The 19,167-nt window shown below is 69.8% G+C and carries 15 protein-coding genes and 1 pseudogene; 8 read left to right on the top strand and 8 right to left on the bottom strand.

Features of this window, described 5'->3' with window-relative positions; translation table 11 throughout:
• The coding region (locus tag ABZX79_RS37295; RefSeq protein ID WP_355268334.1) for a hypothetical protein at positions 1-241 on the top strand (241 nt) is incomplete at its 5' end.
• Here the strand turns inward: ABZX79_RS37295 and ABZX79_RS37290 are convergent.
• Positions 224-1,318, bottom strand: coding sequence for an oxidoreductase (locus ABZX79_RS37290; protein ID WP_355268331.1), 1,095 nt, complete (start codon positions 1,316-1,318; stop codon positions 224-226). The two genes, ABZX79_RS37295 and ABZX79_RS37290, sit on opposite strands and share 18 nt — an antisense overlap.
• A 142-nt stretch (positions 1,319-1,460) precedes the next feature.
• On the opposite strand from ABZX79_RS37290, the gene ABZX79_RS37285 reads away from it, so the two are divergent.
• The 3 genes from ABZX79_RS37285 (at position 1,461) to ABZX79_RS37275 (ending at position 4,952) form a co-directional block, all read left to right on the top strand.
• Positions 1,461-1,877 carry an SsgA family sporulation/cell division regulator gene (locus ABZX79_RS37285; RefSeq protein ID WP_355268328.1) on the top strand — a complete coding sequence of 139 codons (417 nt, stop codon included), beginning with the start codon at positions 1,461-1,463 and terminating at the stop codon, positions 1,875-1,877.
• Positions 1,878-2,138: 261 nt separating this feature from the next.
• Entirely contained in the window at positions 2,139-3,761 is a 1,623-nt protein-coding gene (locus ABZX79_RS37280) for an ATP-binding cassette domain-containing protein (RefSeq protein WP_355268325.1), read from the top strand.
• Between the two features lie 213 nt (positions 3,762-3,974).
• The gene (locus tag ABZX79_RS37275; RefSeq protein ID WP_214980515.1) at positions 3,975-4,952 is read left to right on the top strand and encodes an acyl-ACP desaturase; all 978 of its coding nucleotides are present in this window, start codon (positions 3,975-3,977) and stop codon (positions 4,950-4,952) included.
• Positions 4,953-4,969: 17 nt separating this feature from the next.
• Here ABZX79_RS37275 and ABZX79_RS37270 read toward each other — a convergent pair whose 3' ends face one another.
• The gene (locus tag ABZX79_RS37270; RefSeq protein ID WP_355268322.1) at positions 4,970-5,230 is read right to left on the bottom strand and encodes a hypothetical protein; all 261 of its coding nucleotides are present in this window, start codon (positions 5,228-5,230) and stop codon (positions 4,970-4,972) included.
• A gap of 244 nt (positions 5,231-5,474) precedes the next feature.
• On the opposite strand from ABZX79_RS37270, the gene ABZX79_RS37265 reads away from it, so the two are divergent.
• Positions 5,475-6,401 (top strand): chitosanase, encoded by a 927-nt coding sequence (locus tag ABZX79_RS37265; protein WP_355268343.1) that lies wholly within the window; start codon positions 5,475-5,477, stop codon positions 6,399-6,401.
• Positions 6,402-6,589: 188 nt separating this feature from the next.
• Here the strand turns inward: ABZX79_RS37265 and ABZX79_RS37260 are convergent.
• The 3 genes and pseudogenes from ABZX79_RS37260 to ABZX79_RS37250 all read right to left on the bottom strand — a co-directional run.
• A pseudogene (locus ABZX79_RS37260) lies at positions 6,590-8,095 on the bottom strand (GMC family oxidoreductase N-terminal domain-containing protein); the annotation flags it as partial.
• 34 nt (positions 8,096-8,129) lie between these two features.
• A complete protein-coding gene (locus ABZX79_RS37255; protein ID WP_355268319.1) occupies positions 8,130-8,375 on the bottom strand; it encodes a WhiB family transcriptional regulator in 246 nt (81 codons plus the stop codon).
• 202 nt (positions 8,376-8,577) lie between these two features.
• On the bottom strand, positions 8,578-9,516 hold the full coding sequence (locus ABZX79_RS37250; RefSeq protein WP_355268316.1) for a multicopper oxidase domain-containing protein: 939 nt from the start codon (positions 9,514-9,516) through the stop codon (positions 8,578-8,580).
• A 174-nt stretch (positions 9,517-9,690) separates the two neighbouring features.
• Here ABZX79_RS37250 and ABZX79_RS37245 point away from each other — a divergent pair, with 174 nt between their 5' ends.
• Together ABZX79_RS37245 and ABZX79_RS37240 are read left to right on the top strand one after the other, a co-directional pair.
• Positions 9,691-12,186 (top strand): ThuA domain-containing protein, encoded by a 2,496-nt coding sequence (locus ABZX79_RS37245; RefSeq protein WP_355268313.1) that lies wholly within the window; start codon positions 9,691-9,693, stop codon positions 12,184-12,186.
• A 60-nt stretch (positions 12,187-12,246) separates the two neighbouring features.
• Positions 12,247-14,409: a family 16 glycoside hydrolase gene (locus ABZX79_RS37240; protein ID WP_355268340.1), complete on the top strand. Its 2,163-nt coding sequence runs from the start codon at positions 12,247-12,249 to the stop codon at positions 14,407-14,409.
• 7 nt (positions 14,410-14,416) lie between these two features.
• Here ABZX79_RS37240 and ABZX79_RS37235 read toward each other — a convergent pair whose 3' ends face one another.
• Positions 14,417-15,502: an ABC transporter permease gene (locus ABZX79_RS37235; protein ID WP_355268310.1), complete on the bottom strand. Its 1,086-nt coding sequence runs from the start codon at positions 15,500-15,502 to the stop codon at positions 14,417-14,419.
• A 7-nt stretch (positions 15,503-15,509) separates the two neighbouring features.
• Positions 15,510-16,523: a non-homologous end-joining DNA ligase gene (ligD, locus tag ABZX79_RS37230; RefSeq protein WP_355268307.1), complete on the bottom strand. Its 1,014-nt coding sequence runs from the start codon at positions 16,521-16,523 to the stop codon at positions 15,510-15,512.
• A gap of 95 nt (positions 16,524-16,618) precedes the next feature.
• Here ligD and ABZX79_RS37225 point away from each other — a divergent pair, with 95 nt between their 5' ends.
• Positions 16,619-17,695, top strand: a complete 1,077-nt coding sequence (locus ABZX79_RS37225) for an ATP-dependent DNA ligase (RefSeq protein WP_355268304.1) — start codon at positions 16,619-16,621, stop codon at positions 17,693-17,695.
• On the opposite strand, the gene ABZX79_RS37220 is transcribed toward ABZX79_RS37225, so the two are convergent.
• Entirely contained in the window at positions 17,682-19,163 is a 1,482-nt protein-coding gene (locus tag ABZX79_RS37220) for an FAD-dependent oxidoreductase (protein ID WP_355268337.1), read from the bottom strand. The genes ABZX79_RS37225 and ABZX79_RS37220 overlap by 14 nt on opposite strands.
• Between the last annotated feature and the right edge of the window lie 4 nt (positions 19,164-19,167).

Here is a 19,167-nt window from a genome sequence, read left to right as displayed (position 1 = left end):
CTCCCCGCAGGGCGTTGAACGCAACCACCCCGAAGAAGCCGACGTACCCGAACGTTCGACGCCCGAGGAGACGCCCCGGCGCGGCACCGACCCCAGCGCCCCGCCAACCGGGCACACCCGGCCCCCGGACGCCCTCCGGGGCGCGTCCCCAAACGCCGGACGGGCCGCCCGTCCGGCGATTGAGGACCGGCTCCCGCGGCCGGCACCCGACGCAACGGCCCGGTCAGAACTGGAGGCGTGACACCCGGCCCTTCTCGCCCGACGCCCAGCACCCGAAGTCGCGCGCGCAGTCCACCGTGTCGTACGAGCCGGTGTCGATCGTTCGCCAGGTGCGGCCGCCGTCCAGTGTGAGGTCCGTCCCCGTGGGGCCGACCGCCAGTGCGCCGGACTCGGTGTGCGGCAGCCAGGTCACGCCCGAGCGGTATGCCGGTGGTGGCGTCTTCGACTGGCGCCAGTTCGTGCCGCCGTCGGCGGTCACCGCCGCTGCCTTCGGCGACGGCAGACCCGTGCGGTAGTCGCCGCCGACCGCGATGCCGTGGTCGCGGTCGCGGAAGGCGAGGCCGAAGACGCCCCGCGCCGGGTCGCCCGCCGGGATGGTGGCATCGGCGGCGGTCCAGGTCAGGCCGCGGTCGGCGGAGTGCAGCACCCGGCCGGTGGGTCCGCCGCCCGTCGCGAGCCATACGTCCCGCGGCCCCGCGCTGACCAGGCACTGGCCGCTCGCCGCGAACCCCGCCTCGCCGGCCTCCGCAGCCGGCATGCCCGCGTTCGGCAGGACGGTCCACGACTTGCCGCCGTCGCCGGTGGACAGGATGCGGTACTTGCCGTCGACCGGGTCGCTCATCGCGAGACCGTTGCGGCTGTCGAAGAAGGTGACGCAGTCGTAGAAGGCCCTCGGGTCGGTGTTGCGGAAGGTCTCGGTCCAGGTCGCGCCACCGTCATCCGTACGGAAGACCCTGGACGCCTCGCCCTCCCCGATCGCCAGCACCACCGCCCGCCGGCCGTCGAAAGCCTCGATGTCGCGGAACTCCAACTCCCCCGCCCCCAGCGGCGAGACATCACGCCAGGTGCGGCCGCCGTCGGACGTGCGCAGCACCGTGCCCTTGGATCCCGCCACCCACGCGCTCTTCCTGCTGACCGCCGCCAGGCCCCGGAAACGTACGTCGTTCTTTCCGGTGTCCCTCAGCTGCCAGCCGGGCACGTTCCCGTTCGTCTGTACGCTCGCCTGCGCCGGCGCCGTCAAGGCTGCGGCCAGCGCCGCCCCGCACAGGCCCAGTGACACCATTCGTCTCGTACGTCGCGTCTTCCCCATGGCCGTCATGGCGCTGGAAGCTAGCCCAGGGCGAGGATGCCGTCCAGACGGTGACGCACGTCACGTCCCGGCCGCATGCACGGATTCCCGTGTTCTTACGTCTGTCCCTGTGACAGGACGCATCAACCCGAGCCGTGAGAGGGAGCAGCCCTTGTCTCCCGTGATTGAGCAAGCCGTGCAGACCCGCCTGGTGTCATCCACACCCCGGATGGAGACGGTCCCGGCGACCCTGCGGTACGACAGCGCGGACCCGTTCGCCGTACGCATGGCCTTCCCGCCCGCCGCCACCCTGGAGGGCATCGAGGTGGCCTGGGCGTTCGCCCGTGAACTGCTGGACACGGGCACGGACCGGCGGACCGGCCTGGGCGACGTACGCGTGCGACCGTACGGATACGGGCGGACCGTACTGGAATTCCATGCCGTGGAGGGGACCGCGATGGTCCACATCCGCACGTCCGACCTGCGCCGCTTCCTCAAACGCACCCACGAGCTCGTCCCCGCCGGCGGCGAGCATCTGCATCTCGACGTCGACCACGACCTGGCCGAACTGCTGCGCGACGCGCTCTGACGGGTCGCGGACTCGAATAATCGGTTGGCATCGCAGGGGCCGCGACGTACTTTGGTCGTGGCCCTGTTGTCGTCGATCGGAGTGGACGTTGCTCGTCTGAGGTCTTGAGACACCGTGTCGTGCAGACTGACTCTCTCGTCTGTGCGCGCCGCGTGCGACCTCGGCACTTGAGCCGTCCGGCCCTGCTCCGCCGCACCCACGCCACCCCCCGGTGTCTCCACCCGTTGCCCTTGCTCGTTCTTCAGCAACCGGGAGGCCCCCTTGTCTACCTTCCCCACCCATCTCAGCTGCTCCGCGCTCTCCTTCGGCTGGCCCGACGGAACACCCGTCTTCGACGGATTCCAACTGGCCGTCGGCTCCGGCAGAACCGGGCTGATCGGGCTCAACGGGTCCGGAAAGTCCACCCTGTTGAGGCTCGCTGCCGGTGAACTCACCCCCACTGGGGGGAAGATCCAGGTCGCCGGCGAGGTCGGTTACCTGCCGCAGGATCTCGTCCTCGACACCACGCTGCGCGTGGACCAGGCCCTCGGCATCGCCGGCACGCGCGCCGCGCTGCACGCCATCGAGGCGGGCGAGGCGACCGAGGAGAACTTCACCGCAGTCGGCGACGACTGGGACGTCGAGGAGCGCGCCCGCGCCACCCTCGACCAGCTCGGGCTCGTCCGGATCGGCCTGGACCGGACCATCGGCGAGGTGTCGGGCGGCGAGTCGGTGCTGCTGCGGCTGGCCGCGCTGCTGCTGCGCCGTCCCGGCGTACTCCTCCTCGACGAGCCGACGAACAATCTGGACCGCCGCGCGCGGGAGCGTCTGTACGCCGCGGTCGAGGCATGGTCCGGCGTGATGATCGTGGTCAGCCACGACCGTGAACTACTGGAGCGCGTCGATCAGATCGCCGAGCTGCGCGACGGTGAAGTCCGCTGGTACGGCGGGAACTTCTCGGCGTACGAAGAGGCGCTCGCCGTCGAGCAGGAGGCGGCCGAACGCATGGTGCGGGTCGCCGAGGCCGACGTACACCGGCAGAAGAAGGAGCTGGCCGACGCACAGGTGAAGCTGGGCCGCCGCAAGCGGTACGGGCAGAAGATGTACGAAATCAAGCGCGAGCCGAGGGCCGTCATGAACCTCCGCAAACGCGCCGCGCAGGAGTCGGCGGGCAAGTACCGCATCATGCACGCCGAGAAGCTGGCGGAGGCGAAGGAACGGCTGAGCGGTGCGGTGGACGCGGTGCGCGACGACGACGAGATCAACGTCGTACTGCCGCACACGACCGTGCATCCGGGGCGCAGGGTACTGACGCTGCGTGACCTGCGATTGCGGTACGGGTCCGAGATCGCCGGTGAGTTCGAGGTACGCGGTCCCGAGCGGATCGCGCTCGTCGGGCGGAACGGGTCGGGCAAGACGACGCTGCTGCGCACGATCACCGGGGAGCTGGAGCCGGTCTCGGGCGAGGCGCTCGCGCATGTGCCGCTGCGCTTTCTGCCGCAGCGGCTCGACGTACTGGACGACGGACTGACGGTGGCCGAGAACGTGGCGAAGTTCGCGCCTTCGGCCACCAACAACGCCATCCGGGCGCGGCTGGCACGCTTCCTGTTCAAGGGAGCGCGGGCGGATCAGCAGGCCGGGACACTGTCGGGCGGCGAGCGGTTCCGCGCGACGCTGGCAGCGCTGCTGCTGGCCGAGCCGGCGCCGCAGCTCCTCCTGCTGGACGAGCCGACGAACAACCTGGACATGGCGAGTGTGCGCCGGCTCACACAGGCTCTGGAGTCGTACGAGGGCGCGCTGATCGTGGCCAGCCACGACGAGCCGTTCCTGGAGTCGATCGGGATCACCCGGCGGCTGGAACTCGGGAGGAATGATGTGGATGAGGTGGATAAGGGGAATGGCTAGGCTTCGGCGGGGAACGCGGTGGGGGACCAAAGCTCGGAGGTCGCGTGACATGACTCTCGATGCGGGTGTCTGACCTGTACCCATAACTGACCGTAACGGGACATTACAAACGGGGACTTGGCTCAGCTCTTACGACCCCCTTAACCTACGGTCTCGTAACCTACGAAGCCGTAGGTAATTTCTGCCCACAGCCCCCGTCCCCCAGGAGCACCAGTGACGATCACCTCTCCCCAACTCGGCAGTTCGGACGCGTGGACCGACGCCCGACTGCTGTACGCGCTGGAAGAGGTGGTGGAGAAGGAACTCAACCGCCATCTCAAGGTCGCCAAGGACTGGATGCCGCACGAGTACGTGCCGTTCTCCGACGGCCGGAACTTCCCCGGCATCTTCGACGACGGCCAGGCCTGGGAGCCTGAGCAGTCGAAGGTCACCGACATCGGCAAGATCGCGCTCGTCGTGAACCTGCTGACCGAGGACAACCTCCCCAGCTACCACCACGAGATCGCCTCCCTCTTCGGCCGCGACGGCGCCTGGGGCACCTGGGTGCACCGCTGGACGGCCGAGGAGGGCCGGCACGGCATCGTGATGCGCGACTACCTGCTCACGTCGCGTGCCGTCGACCCGGACAAGCTCGAAGCGTTCCGTATGCAGCACATGTCGGAGGGCTTCGAGTCCGACAACCGCCACTCGATGCTGCACTCGGTGGCGTACGTCGCCTTCCAGGAGCTCGCGACCCGCGTCTCGCACCGCAACACCGGCCACCAGTCGGGCGACCCCGTCTGCGACCGCATGCTGGCGCGCATCGCGACCGACGAGAACCTGCACATGGTCTTCTACCGCAACCTGCTGGGCGCGGCCTTCGAGATCGCCCCGGACCTGACGATGCAGTCCGTGCGCGACGTCGTCGTGAACTTCCGGATGCCCGGACACGGCATGCCCGGCTTCGAGCGCGCCGCCGCCCAGATGGCGATCGGCGAGATCTACAACATGCGCATCCACCACGACGACGTGCTCCAGCCCGTCCTGCGCTACCTCAAGGTCCTGGAGATCGACGGGCTCGGCCCGGAGGGCCTCAAGGCGCAGGAGGAGCTCGGCCTGTACATGAACGGGCTGGACGCCGAGGCGAGCAAGTTCGACGAGAAGCTGGCCGCGCGCAAGGCCCGGATGGCCGCCCGCGCCGCCTCCGCCTGATCCCCAGTTCTCAGTTCTCAGTACGCCGTCACCACGGCACAGGCCGCGTCTCGCACGTCCTGTACCGGGTGGCGGCGCAGCTGTTTCAGCAGCTCACGCCACGGGTCCGCCCAGTCCGTGCGCCTGCCGCCGACCTCGGCGACGGTCACGGCCAGCAGCCCCTCGGCGTGAGAGCCGTCCCCGCACAGCAGGCCGGCCTGGGCGAGCAGAGAGTCCGGGTCCCCGGGCCGGGCGGCCGAGTCCAGCCGGTCCTCCAGGCTTTCGGCGGTACTGACCACCAGGGCGGGACGCCGTCGTGCAGCCCGGCCAGCCGGACCAGGGCGGCGCGCAGCTCCGCCGGTCCGGCGTCGAGATCCAGTGCGTGCCGGGTCGAGCGCGTCGAGCAGTCGGTCGGCCAGGCGCTGCGGAGGATGGGCCATGGGGAGATCGTGCCTGCCGGGGACGGCGGCCCCCACTGAATTTCGAGGGGAGCGCCGCACACCACTCGACCATGTGCCCCGTACGCTGTGCGGCGTGAAACCACTGACCCGTCTCGCGCTGTTCGGCGCACCGCTCGCCATCGCCGCCTCCATCGTCTTCGGTGGCGGTTCGGACGTTCTTGTTTCGGACGCCCCCGCCGAGGGCCAGGACCTGACCGCGGACCGGCCGGCGTACCAGCCGAAGCAGCAGGAGCCGCGGACAGATCAGGAGAAACGAGAGCAGAAGGAACTCGACGAGCGGATAGCCAAGATGCCGCCCGGCCTCGCGGCTCCCGAAATGAAGGAGATCGCCTCGCAGATCGTGGCGAGCGCCGAGAACTCCACCCTGAACTGGCGCGGTCAGTACGGCTCCATCAAGGACATCGGCGACGGCTGCGGCTACACCGCCGGCGTCATCGGCTTCTGTTCCGGCACCAACGACATGCTCCAGCTCGTCGAGGGCTATACGAAGAACCACCCGGACAACCCGCTCGCCGGGTACCTGCCCGCTCTCCGCGAGGTCGACGGCACCGCGTCGCACGAGGGCCTGGACCCCGGTTTCCGGGCGGCGTGGGCGAAGGCCGCCGAGAGCCCGGCCTTCCGCAAGGCACAGGACGAGACGCGGGACCGAATCTACTTCGAGCCGGCTGTCCGCATCGCGAAGATGGACGGCCTCGGCACGCTCGGCCAGTTCATCTACTACGACGCGATGGTGCTGCACGGCCCCGGTGTCGGCCCCAAGGGCTTCTACGGCATCCGCGACGCGGCGATGAAGTCCGCGAAGACGGTCGCCGAGGGCGGAAAGGAGCAGGCGTACCTGAACGCGTTCCTGGACGCCGGACGTGCGGTGATGAAGGTGAAGAAGGCGCACAAGGACACCTCGCGCATCGACACCGCACAGCGCGTGTTCCTGCGCAGCGGCAACATGGACCTCAAGACGCCGCTGGTGTGGCAGATGTACGGCGAGACCTTCCGCATCCCGGCTTCCTGACCGGGAGCGCCGGCGCACCGACGAACGGCCGCCGGCGCCGACGTCACACGCGCGCGTCCTCCCGGATGAGTTCCGCCGCCTTCTCGGCGATGGCCACCGTGGGGGCCTGCGTGTGTCCCCGCGTGATCCGGGGGCATCACCGAGGCGTCCACCACGCGCAGGCCTTCCACTCCCCTCACGCGCAGCCTGGGATCCGTCACTGACCCCTCGTCGGTACCCATCCGGCAGGTGCCGACGGGGTGGTAGAGCGTTTCGCAGGAGTCCCGGATCGCCTGGGCCAGGGCCTCGTCGTCGACGATCCCCGGGTACGGCGCCATCGGGCCCGCCGTGTACGGGGCGAACGCGCCGTCCGCGAGGAGGGCTTCGGCCTGGCGCACACCGGCTGTCAGGCGGCGCAGGTCGGAGGCGTCCGTCAGGTAGCCGGGGTCGATGCGGGGCGCCGATGTCGCCTGGTCGTCGGTCAGGGTGATGCGGCCCTCGCTCGCGGGCTGGAGGAGGACCACGCCGATGGTGACGCCGTGCTCGGTCGGCGGCGTGAGGCCGTGCTGGACGAACGGCCCCGGAGCGTAGATCAACTCGATGTCGGGCGCGGCCAGTTCCGGCGTACTACGGACAAAGGCGACGGCCTCTCCGACGTTCGAGGTGAGCGGTCCGCGCCCGGACAGCAAGAAGCGGCCCACGTTCCTGAGCGTGTCCGCGCCGGTCAGCGTGACCGGCAGCGGGCAGCGCATCGTCACCGCCGTGGACAGGTGGTCCTGAAGATGCCGGCCCACGTCGGGTGAGGCCGCCCGCAGCTCCACTCCGGTCTCCCGCAGGTGCTCCGGGTCTCCGATGCCGGAGAGCATCAGCAGCTGCGGGGAGCCGATGGCGCCCGCGCTGAGGATCACCTCACGGCGGGCGCGCAGCACGTTCCCCGAGACCGCCACCACCCCCGTCACACGCGTGCCTTCGAACGCCAGCCGCCGCACCCGGACATCGGTGATGACGTCCAGATTGGGGCGGCGCGCGGCCGGCTTGAGGTAACCGTCGGCGGTACTCCAGCGCCGGCCGGCCCGCTGGTTGACCGGAGTCAGGGAGAAGCCGCTGGGATCCGGGACGTTCAGTTCCGGCAGCTCGGTGAGACCGGCGCTCCGGCAGGCCGCAAGGAAGGCCGCCGTGGTCACATTCGGGTCGCGCGGTGGCGATAAGGACAGCGGCCCCTCGGTCCCGTACACCGATGACCGGCCCGAACCCTCAGGCGCGCCACCGGTCCACCCTTCCGCCCGCCGGAAGTAAGGCACGATCCCGTCGTGCGACCACTCGGGCCCGGCCGCCTCGCCCCACGCGTCGTAGTCGTCGCGGTGCCCGCGTACCCACATCATCGCGTTGATCGACGAACAGCCGCCCAGCATGTGACCGCGCGGCCAGTACAGTTCGCGCCCGCCGAGCTCGGTCTGCTTGGCGGTGCTGAAGTCCCAGTCGTACGGCGTCTTGAAGAGCTTGGGGAAGGCCGCGGGAATGCGGATCTCGGTCTTACGGTCCTTGCCGCCCGACTCGACGATCGCGACGCGCACCGTGGGGTCCTCGGAGAGGCGGGCGGCGAGCACACAGCCCGCCGACCCGGCTCCGACGATGACGTAGTCGTACTCGGTTGTTGCCTGCCTGCTGCTCAACACGTCTCCCTGGCCTGTTCGCTGAGGTGCGGACCTCAGCATGGACGGCTCCGGGCCGCCGTGCCAGAGGGCCCCGTCAGCGGGGGCCACGCCTGAGGCGCAGTCTTTCCTTCTCGGAAAGTCCGCCCCAGACGCCGAACCGCTCGTCGTTCGTGAGCGCGTATTCCAGGCACGCCACCCGCCCTTCGCAGGCGCCGCAGAGCTGCTTGGCCTCGCGGGTGGAGCTGCCGGGGGCCGGGAAGAAGAACTCGGGCCCGGCCTGGGCGCACAGTGCTGTCTCCTGCCAGGAGAGTTCGCGTTCGGTAGTGATGTTGATCGGCATGCCGCACACGCTGCCCCGCGGGGATCAACGTCCGATCAACATCCGATCAACACCCCGCCCCCGCAGGAGGGGACGTGCCGGGGCGCTCCCCGCAGGGTGTCGAACGCAACCACCCCGAACGAAACACCGTACTTCGGTGTTCGGCACCCGAGGAGACGCCCCGGCGCGGCACCGACCCCATGCGGGGGAAAAGGCCCCCGCCTCAGTGATCGTGCCCTGCCGGATGGTGCGGCTCGTACCCCGGAATAGTGCCGTCGGGCTTGGCGACCAGGAAGAGCCCGGCCATCCCCATGTCGGAATGACTTTGAACATGGCAGTGATACATCCACGCACCCGCACCCACGTGTTCACCCGCGATGATCTGGAACCCGAACGAATCCGCCGGCCCCGTGATCTTGTTGTCGACGACACGGCTCGGGTCGTCGGGCCCGGTCAGCAGCCCCGTCCTGTTGTCCGCCCACCGGTGACCGTGCATATGGAACGTGTGATAGAACTCGCCGTGCGTGATCATGACAATTTCGACCCGGTCCCCCACCGTGGCCTCGAAGTTGGGACTCTGGTGTCCCGGCCTGTTGTTGATCGTCATGTCGTTGAAGACGATGGTGAAGGTCTTGTCCGGCAGGATGTCGCCCTTCCGCCGTACGATCACCCCACCGTAAAGCCCCTTGCGGATGCCGCCCGTGCCGTGGTCCGTGCCGACCACATGGTCGTGGTAGTGCCAGTAACCCGCGCTGCCGGCCCGCCAGGTGCCGTCCTTGCGCCGCCCCGGGACGTGCGTACGCCAGGTGTACGTCCGGGTCCCACCAGGCTCGACATGGCTCTTGCTCAGCTTCGTGCCGTCGCTGCCGATCTCATAGTCCACGCCGTGCACATGAAGACTGGCCGGCACGTCCAGGGTGTTCTCGAACTCGATGTGCACGGTGTCGCCTTCGACGATCTCGATCAGCGGCCCGGGCACCGACGCCTTGCCCTTCTCGAAGCCGTAGCCCAACTGCCCGTCGGGCAGCTTCTCGGCGAACATCTTCAGCCGGTGGATCCGGCCGCCGGCCGGCGCGGACTCCACGAGCGACAACGATGTCACGCCGGTCGCCGCGACCGCCCCGCCGGCCAGCAGCCGTCGGTTGAAGCTTCGTCTGTCCATGGCCTGACTCCCCACCAACGTACGGAGATTGACGGGCACACCGTAGCGGGACGAGCCAAGTTCATCCACACCAAGGACAAAGTTCGCGGTATTCCGGTCGCACCTCTTGGCGCGTCGCGAAAAGAGGTCTAGCTTCGTCGCCGTTCCTGTGACCACTGAGGGATGGGTGAACACATGCATCGCGCACCACATCACCGGTCAAGACCCCGACGCGCACTGACAGCCGCCCTGGCGGCCGGAGTTGTCGCATCCGGCCTGCTCGGCGGCACGGCCGCCTCCGCCAAACCGTATCCGGAACCTCCGCCGACTGACGCGACAACGTTGTCTCTTCCCGCGCTGCCGTCTCCCCCCGGCGGCGCGAACGTCCGCGTACTGGTCTTCCACGGATCGGCCGGCGCCGACGAGCCACCGACCGTCAACGCCGGTATCGAGGCCATCGAGAAGATCGGCCAGTCCGGCCCCGCCGCGCAGCGCTTCCGCGTGGAGGCCACGGACGACGCGAGCGTCTTCACCACCGCCAAGCTCGGCAAGTTCAACGCGGTCGTCTTCCTGACCGGTGGCGGCGATGTGCTCGATCCGGAGCAGGAGGCAGGCCTGGAGGCGTACATGGAAGCCGGCGGCGGCTTCCTCGGCATCCACGACGCGGCGCGCACCGAGCCGTACTCCGACTGGTTCGGCGGCCTGATCGGCGCGCGGCCCGCCGCCGGCGGACCCACGAACGTACAGCGCGCGACGGTAGAGGTCGGCGACCGGCAGCACCCCGCGACCACCAACCTGCCGCTCCAGTGGAAGCGCCCCGACAAGTGGCTCAACTGGACGAAGAATCCGTCCGGCGACGTCCACACCGTGGCGCGCGTCCGTGAGGCGACGTACAAACCAGGAACCAGCGCCAACGGCTGGGACCACCCCATCTCCTGGTGCCGCGACTACGACGGCGGCCGGTCCTTCTACACCGGCATGGGCGGTACGGCCGAGTCCTTCCAGGAGACGGACTTCCGCGACCACCTCCGGGGCGCCCTCCAGTGGACGACGCGCATCGCCCGCGCCGACTGCAAGGCGAGCGTCAACGCCAACTACAAGGCCGAGCGCCTCACCGCGCCCAACCAGCCGGGCCAGTCGGACCAGATCGGCGAGCCGCACGGTCTGGTGACCGCCAAGGACGGCCGGGTCATCTACATCGGCCGGGGCGGGCGCGACGGCAACGCGCCGGTCGTCACCGACTGGAACAACCCCGACATCGGCAAGGGCCAGGGCCAGGTCCACGTCTACGACCCGAAGACGAAGAAGGTGACCCTCGCGGGCGCCCTCACCGTCTTCGGCAACAAGGGCGGCGGGGACGAGCTGGTCAAGAACGAGGAGGGGCTGCTCGGCGTCGAGACGGACCCCGACTTCCTCACCAACGGCTGGGTGTACCTGCACTACACACCCCACTCGCGGATCAACCGCGACACGCGCATGGCCGAGCGCCGCGTCTCCCGCTTCACCCTCGACCTCGCCACCAACACACTGGACCTCGCCTCGGAGAAGGTCCTGCTCAAGTGGCCGGTCCAGATCCACAGTTGCTGCCACGCGGGCGGCGGCATGGCCTGGGACTCGAAGCAGAATCTCTACATCGCGACGGGCGACAACAACTCCTCCCGCTTCAGCGACGGTTACTCGGGCAACAACCCGGAGCCGAATTTCAAGGGCGTGTCCTTCGCGGACGCCCGCCGTACCGCCGGCAACACCAACAACCTCAACGGCAAGATCCTTCGGATCCACCCCGAGGACGACGGAACGTACACACTCCCCGAGGGCAATCTCTTCACCGGCAAGGAGCCGGACGAGGGCGGCGGCAAGACGCGCGGCGAGATCTACGTGATGGGCGTCCGCAATCCGGCGCGCATCGCGGTCGATCCGAAGACCGACATCCTGTACGCCGGCTGGGTCGGGCCGGACGCCGGCGCGCCGAGCACCACGTGGGGCCCCGCGAAGTACGACACGTTCGCCGCGATCACGAAGCCGGGCAACCACGGCTGGCCGTACTGCATGGGCAACAACCAGCCGTATCGCGACCGCAATCTGCCGGACCCGACGAAGCCGCTCGGCTGGTACGACTGCGCCAAGCCGAAGAACGAGTCCCCGAACAACGACGGCCTGGTCAACCTCCCCCCGGTCACGCCGAACACCATCTGGTACTCGCCCCAGGGCGGCGGCGTCGACTACCCGCGCGACGCCAACGGAGTGCCGAGCTACAAGCAGGAGGAACAGAAGATCCTCCTGCCGTGGCTCAAGGGCGGTGGTCAGGCGACGATGAACGGCCCGGTCTACCGCTATGACGCGACGACCGACAGCAAGGACAAGTGGCCCTCCTACTGGGACGGCAAGTGGTTCGTGGGCGACTTCTACGACGGCGACCAGCCACGCCACGCGGTACTGACCGACCCGAAGACCGTCGGCAACGGCGGGCTGCCCACGCACGCCGAGTCACTGAAGAAGATCATCCCGGTGGGCGCGGACGGCATCCGCAACCTCATGGACTGGAAGTTCGGGCCGGACGGCTCGCTCTACGTCCTCGACTACGGGCGCGGGTTCTTCACCTCGGACGCCAAGTCGGCGCTGTGGCGCGTGACGTACAAGGGCGGCGAGCCGACACCGGCCGCCAAGGACCTGGCCAGGAAGGCGGAGTAGGCAGTGAAGCTGAAACGAAGAGCTCCTCACCTGTGGACGGCGCTCGCCGCCGCCCTGCTGATGGTCCTCGGACTGACGTCGACGGCGGCGTACGGGCGTGAAGACGACGCCACAGCCAGGACCGCCGCCGCCCAGACCCTCACCTGGACGGCCGGCGACCCGATCGACCGGTATCTCACCTTCCCCAAGACAGCGGTGGCGGGCGAGACGACGATCGTCTTCGAGAACAGCGCGGCGACCGGCAACACCACCGGGATGCCGCACACGCTGACGTTCGACGTGTCCGACCCCGAGTACAACAACGACGTACAGCTGAACATCCTCGCCAACCCGAGCGACGCCCAGGGCGGCAAGCACACCGCCACCGTCACCCTCACGCCCGGCCGGTACTTCTACCACTGCACCATCCCCGGCCACGGCTCGATGCAGGGCATCCTCACCGTCACCGAGGGCGGCAGCGACGACACCACCGCTCCGGAAACCTCGGCAAGCGTCAGCGGCGAGAAGAACGCCGACGGCGCGTACATCGGGCACGCCTCGGTGACCGTCGCGGCGACCGACACGGGCTCGGGCGTCGACAAGATCGAGTACGCCGTCGGAGCGGCCGGCGCCTGGCAGCCGTACACCGCGCCCGTCATGGTCCACGATGTCGGTACGCACAAGATCCGCTACCGGGCCACCGACAAGGCGGGCAACACGTCAGCCGAGAAGTCAGCCGACTTCACGGTCGTCGCACCGCCGACGGACGACAAGACACCACCCGAGACGTCGGCGACCGTCAGCGGCGAGAAGAATCCGGAAGGCCAGTACCTGGGCATGGCGACGGTCACGGTGACCGCGTCCGACACCGGATCGGGCGTCAACACGATCGAGTACGCGCTCGGGGCGTCCGGCGCCTGGACGGCGTACAACGGCCCCGTCATGGTCCACGAGACGGGCACCCACAAGGTCCGCTACCGCGCCACCGACCGCGCGGGCAACGCGGCCGCCGAGAAGGCCGTCGACTTCACGGTCGTCGCACCGCCGCCGACGGACGACAAGACCCCGCCGGAGACCACCGCGACCGTGACCGGCGACAAGAACGCCGACGGCGCGTACATCACCAGCGCGAAGGTGACGCTCGCCGCGACGGACGCGGGCGGCTCGGGCGTCGACAAGGTCGAGTACTCGCTCGACGGCGGCCCGTACCTCACCTACACCACACCGGTGATCGTCGACCGCGTCGGCCGCCACACCGTCGACCACCGCGCGACCGACAAGGCGGGCAACACGTCCGTCGCGAAGCAGGTGGCCTTCACGATCGCTGAGGGCGGCGGCGTACCCGCGCCGAACTGCCCCGAGCACGACGAGCGGCTGACGGTCATCGTCGGCACGGTCGACACGGGCGTCCCCAACCGCGTCACGCGCAACCGCTGCACGATAAACGAGCTGATCGAGGACGAGAGGGAGTGGACCTCCCAGGCCCTCTTCCTCAAGCACGTCGACACCGTCATCGACAAGCTGCTGTACGACGGTGTCATCGACGAGCGCGAGCACCGCAAGATCTATCGCGCCGCCAAGCAGTCCGGCATCGGCAAGCCGGGCCAGACGGCCGGCTACCGCGACCTCTTCGACGGTACGCAGTCCTCCTTCGCCAAGTGGCAGCAGGTGGGCGGCGGTTCGTTCGGCCTGAACGCGGACGGCTCGATGACCAGCAGCACCACGACGCCCGGCATGGGCATGCTGTGGTTCCCGGAGCGCACGTACGAGGACTTCTCCCTCAAGCTGCGCTGGCGCGACGACGCACCGGGCACGGGCAACGCCAACGCCGGTGTCTTCGTCCGCTTCCCGCAGGTCCACAACCACCCGGAGGAGCCGCGTCCGGAATGGGTCGCCATCAAGTACGGGCACGAGGTGCAGATCCTGGACCGCCCGGACGGCGACATGTACAAGACCGGCTCGATCTACGGCTTCGACCGCGTGGGTCTGGGCAGCGCGGGCGTCACGCCCAAGGGCACCTGGAACGACTACGAGATCCGGGTGGAGGGCCAGCACTACTCGGTCTTCCGCAACGGTGTGCTGATCAATGAGTTCGACAACACCGGCGGGCAGGACTTCTACCCGCCGCGCGCCGACGACCCGGGCACCGACGGCCGGCGCTACGCCTCCGGCTACATCGGTCTCCAGGTCCACGGGACCACCGACGTGATCTCGTACCGCGACATCCGCGTCAAGCAGCTCTGACCGAGTGCTACGCCCCGGCGGGCGCGGCCGCGTGCGCAGGCGCGCGGTCGCGTCCGCCGGGGTGCCGGTGCCGGTACACCCAGAAGACCGTGGAGGAGACCAGCGCCCAGGCACCCAGCACCAGGAAGGGGAAGAGGTGCTGGTGACCCTGGAAGTACACGGCTGTGTGCTGGGCGTTGACCGACGCGCCCGGCGGCAGCCACTGACCGATGTGGCCGAGTACGGACGGCAGCAGCGGCCAGGACACCGCCCCACCCGACGACGGGTTTCCCAGGAGCACCATCAGCCCCCAGGTGGGGAGCATCGCCCACCGTCCCATCAGGGTGTTGAACATCGTGAACACCATCCCGGACGTGAACATCGTCAGCGCCAGAATCAGCCACGACTCGGCGAACGGCAGGTCGAGCGCCCCGAGCAGCCAGTCCACGACGGCGGCGATGGCGAACGCGCCGAGAAGTGAGTAGGCGACGGTGAAGCCGATGCGCTCGGCGGGGTTCAGCGCGCGGGCGTGAACGCTCAACTGGATCGCCCCGACGAAGCCGATGATGACGGCGGCGAGCGAGACGTAGAAGAGGGCGAGTCCGCGCGGATCGCCCTCCTGCAGCGGCTTGATGTCCCTGATCGCGACCGGTACTCCGGTCTCCTTGCCGACCTTCGCGCCCGTCTCGGCGAGCACCTGCGCGACGGAGGCGCCCGACGCCCCCGCCACATCGAGCTCGACGCCCGGGCCTGTCATCCGCAGAATCGCGAACTCCTCCTGCTCGTCGACGGCGTAGCGCGCCTCGGCGTCCGTGTCGTAACGGGTCAAGGCGAGCGAGGCGTTGAGCGCCTTCTCCATACCGCTGACGAAAGCCCGGCCGCCCGGTGCGGACATATCGCCGACCACGGCGGTGGGAATCCGGTGCGGGGTGGGGTTGGCCATCGTGTACGTGTAGGAGCCGGCGAAGAGGCCTGCGGCGGCCGCCAGGATGAACAGCAGCACGAGGGCGGGCAGGAACGGCGACTCCTTGAAGGCCGCCCACTTCTCGGCGCGGGTCGCCGGCCTCCCGTGCGAGGGGCCGCGCGGCACACCCTCCCCCTCTCCCTCGCTCATACGGCCTTCACGCGCCCTCGCGCTTCGCCCTGCTCGGCGCCACCCGCTTGGGCTCCCCCGGCATCTTCGGGTAGTCCGGCGGGTACGGCATGTCGCCGAGCCCGTGGTCGTGTTCGTGGCGTTCGGCCAGCTCCAGCAGGCCTTCGAGGCCGAAGGCGTGATCGTCCATGTCCGCGTGTACGTCGCCGAGTTCGGCGAACCGGACCGGCATGGTGGCGATGTCGAACGCACGGGGATCGGTCTCGTCGAGTTCGTCCCAGGTCAGCGGCGCGGAGACGGGTGCGTGCGGGCGCGGCCGTACGGAGTAGGCGGAGGCGATGGTGCGGTCGCGGGCGGTCTGGTTGTAGTCGACGAAGATCTTCTCGCCGCGCTCCTCCTTCCACCAGGCGGTGGTGACCCGCCCCGGCATGCGCCGCTCCAGCTCGCGGCCGACGGCGATCGCGGCTCGGCGTACCTCCGTGAACGTCCAGCGGGGCTCGATCGGCACGTACACATGCAGGCCGCGGCCGCCGGAGGTCTTGGGCCAGCCGCGCAAGCCCTGTTCGTCGAGCAGCGCGTGGAGCTCGTGGGCGGTCCTGACCGCGTCCCCGAAGTCCGTGCCGGGCTGCGGGTCGAGATCGATGCGCAGCTCGTCGGGGTGTTCGGGGCGGTCGCGGCGTACCGGCCAGGGGTGGAAGGTGAGGCAGCCCAGGTTCGCGGCCCAGAGCACGGCTGCCGTCTCGGTGGGGCACATCTCGTCGGCGGTGCGGCCGCTGGGGAACGCGATCCGGGCGGTGGGGATCCAGTCGGGCAGGTTCTTGGGGACGCGCTTCTGGAAGAAGGACTCGCCGCCGATTCCTTCGGGGAAGCGTTCGAGGGTGGTCGGCCGGTCGCGCAGGGCGCGGGTGATCCCGTCCCCCACGGCCAGGTAGTACTGAGCCACGTCCCACTTGGTGTAGCCGGGCTCGGGAAAGTAGATCTTGTCCGGACTGGACAGCCGTACGGTCCGCTCACCGGTATGCAGCTCCACCGCTTCACCCATGCCCGCCACGCTAAACGGGACGGGCTTTTGCCGCACTTTTGTCACATGCAGCCCGAAATCGAGCGATCCCCCGCGAAAAGTCGCAGAATCAATCCATGGATCTGCCGGTGATGCCCCCCGTGAAACCGATGCTGGCCAAGGCCGTGGCCACCATCCCGCCGGGACCCGGCATGCAGTACGAGGCCAAATGGGACGGGTTCCGCGCGATCGTCCACCGGGACGGCGACGAGATGGAGATCGGCAGCAGGACGGGCAAGTCGCTGGTCCGCTACTTCCCCGAGCTGGTCGAGTCGCTGCGCGCCGCGCTGCCGCCCCGCTGCGTCGTGGACGGCGAGATCGTGATCGTCCACGACGGCCGGCTCGACTTCGACCGGCTGAGCGAGCGCATCCATCCGGCGGACTCCCGGGTGCGTACGCTCGCCGAGCGCACGCCCGCGAGCTTCATCGCGTTCGACCTGCTGGCCCTGGACGACGAGGCACTGCTCGACGCCCCGTTCGGGTACCGCCGCAGCGCCCTGGCCGGGGCACTGGAAGGCGCCCCGCCGCCGGTCTACCTGGCGCCCGCGACGAACGACATCGAGGTGGCGAAGGAGTGGTTCCAGCATTTCGAGGGCGCGGGGCTCGACGGTGTGCTGGCCAAGCCGGAGTCCATGCCGTACCGCCCCGACACCCGTTTGATGTACAAGATCAAACACGAGCGGACGGCGGACTGCGTCGTCGCCGGTTACCGGTTCCACAAGACCGGCGCCGTCGTCGGCTCGCTCCTCCTCGGCCTCTACGACGACGCGGGCACGCTCCAGCACGTCGGGGTGTGCGCGGCGTTCCCGATGCGCCGCCGCCAGGAGCTGATCGACGAACTGGGTCCGCTGCGGATGGAGTCGCCCCAGGCGGAGGGGCACCCGTGGGCGGCCTGGTCGGACGTCACCGCGCACGAGAGCTCCCGGATGCCCGGCGCCCCGAGCCGCTGGTCGGGGAAGAAGGACCTGTCGTGGGTGGCGCTGCGGCCCGAGGCGGTGTGCGAGGTGGCGTACGACCACATGGAGGGCGACCGCTTCCGGCACACGGCGAGGTTCCGCCGGTGGCGTGAGGACCGTACGCCGGAGAGCTGTACGTACGACCAGTTGGAGGAACCGGTGAGCTACGACCTGGCCGACGTACTCAGGGCGCGGTGATCTTCTCCCACTCCCTGCGGCCGGGGCCCACGGTGTTCGGTACGTAGTCGGGGTGGGCCGCGAGCCAGGCGGCGACCCGGGCCCTGACTTCCGGGGCGCCGTACGCCTCGGCCGGGGGCGCCGCGAGGTGCCGGACCCGGGCGCGCGCCCGCATCACTTCCGGGTCTTCCTGGGCGCACTCGAAGAGCGCTGCCATCTGGCGGGGCGGTCCGGCCCTGAACTCCCGTAGGGCGAAGCGCTCGCCGATCGCGCGGTCGGTCATGACCTGGAAGTCGAACCAGGGCTTGAGGGTGCGCAGCGCCCACGCGTAGTGCTCGGCGACGAAGTCCGGCGAGCCCGGTTCCCTGCCCGGTTCCCCGCTCCCGCGGTCCGTCTCCCGGGCGACCCGGCGGGCCGCCCACAGTGCGAGCGACATGCCTTGGCCGAGGGTGGGGTTGGTGTGGGTGACGGTGTCGCCGACGCCGATCATGCCCGTGGCTATGGGTCCCTGTTCGTCGACGAGGGCGCTCCAGCGGTTGTCGAGACCGGCGGTGGCGAGCACCGGGGAGAGCGGACGCGCGCCCAGCTCCAGCCATGCCGCGCCCGGCGGGAACGTGCGGGCCGCCGCCTCGAAGACGGCCGGGTCGCGCAGCGCGCCGCGCGACGGGTCCTCGGTGTGGACGAAGAGCGTGACGGCGAACACCCCGTTGTCGGCGGGGAAGACGGCGCACCCGGCGAACGTCCCACCGGACACCCTCCAGGGTCGGGCGGGGCCGTCCGCGCGTCCGTCCGGCAGCCGGTACCAGCGGCAGAAGTACGCGATGCCGGTACGGTGGCGCTCCACCACCGGGGGCCGGCAGCCCGCCCCGGTCAGCCACTCCCCCGAGGCGCACCGGCGGCCGCCCGCGTCGATCACCAGCTCGGCTTCGTACGCTCCGCGTTCCGTCTGTACGCCGCGGACGCGCGGCGGGACACAGGACGCGTCGACGAGCAGGCCGGTGACGGGCTCGCCGTAGCGCAGGACGGCTCGGGGCTCGGCCCGCAGGGCGTCGGTGAGCGCCGTCTCGACGACGATGCGGCGCGCCTGGACCATCACCAGGTCCTCGTCGCCGGGCCGGGCGGGGGGCCGTGGCTGGAACCAGTCGAGCTCGTGCCGTTCGCGGGCGCCGAGCCGCATGATGGCGTCGTAAACGTCGGGCGCTTCGGCGCGGAGCACGGAGCGGGCGGCGCCGAGCATGAGGTGGGGCTGGGCGGCCTGCGGTACGCCGGGGCGCCGCCAGCGGAAGAAGTCGTCGTCCAGGGTGGACCCGCTGCCGCCGGGGGCGCGGGCGTCGCGTTCGAAGACGGCCACCCGGTGGCCACGTCTGGCTGTGAGGAGCGCCGTTGCCAGGCCGCCGCCCCAGGCGTTCACCGTGGACTCCACGTGTCTGACCAGGGCCGACTTCGTTTTGAAAGGAGCGGCGGCCCAGACCTCGTCGAGGAGCGTCACGCCG

It is taken from the genome of Streptomyces sp. NPDC002994 (assembly GCF_040611155.1).
GTDB lineage: Bacteria > Actinomycetota > Actinomycetes > Streptomycetales > Streptomycetaceae > Streptomyces.
The sequence above is the reverse complement of the archived record's forward strand: the minus strand, read 5'-3'. Positions and strand labels throughout refer to the sequence as shown.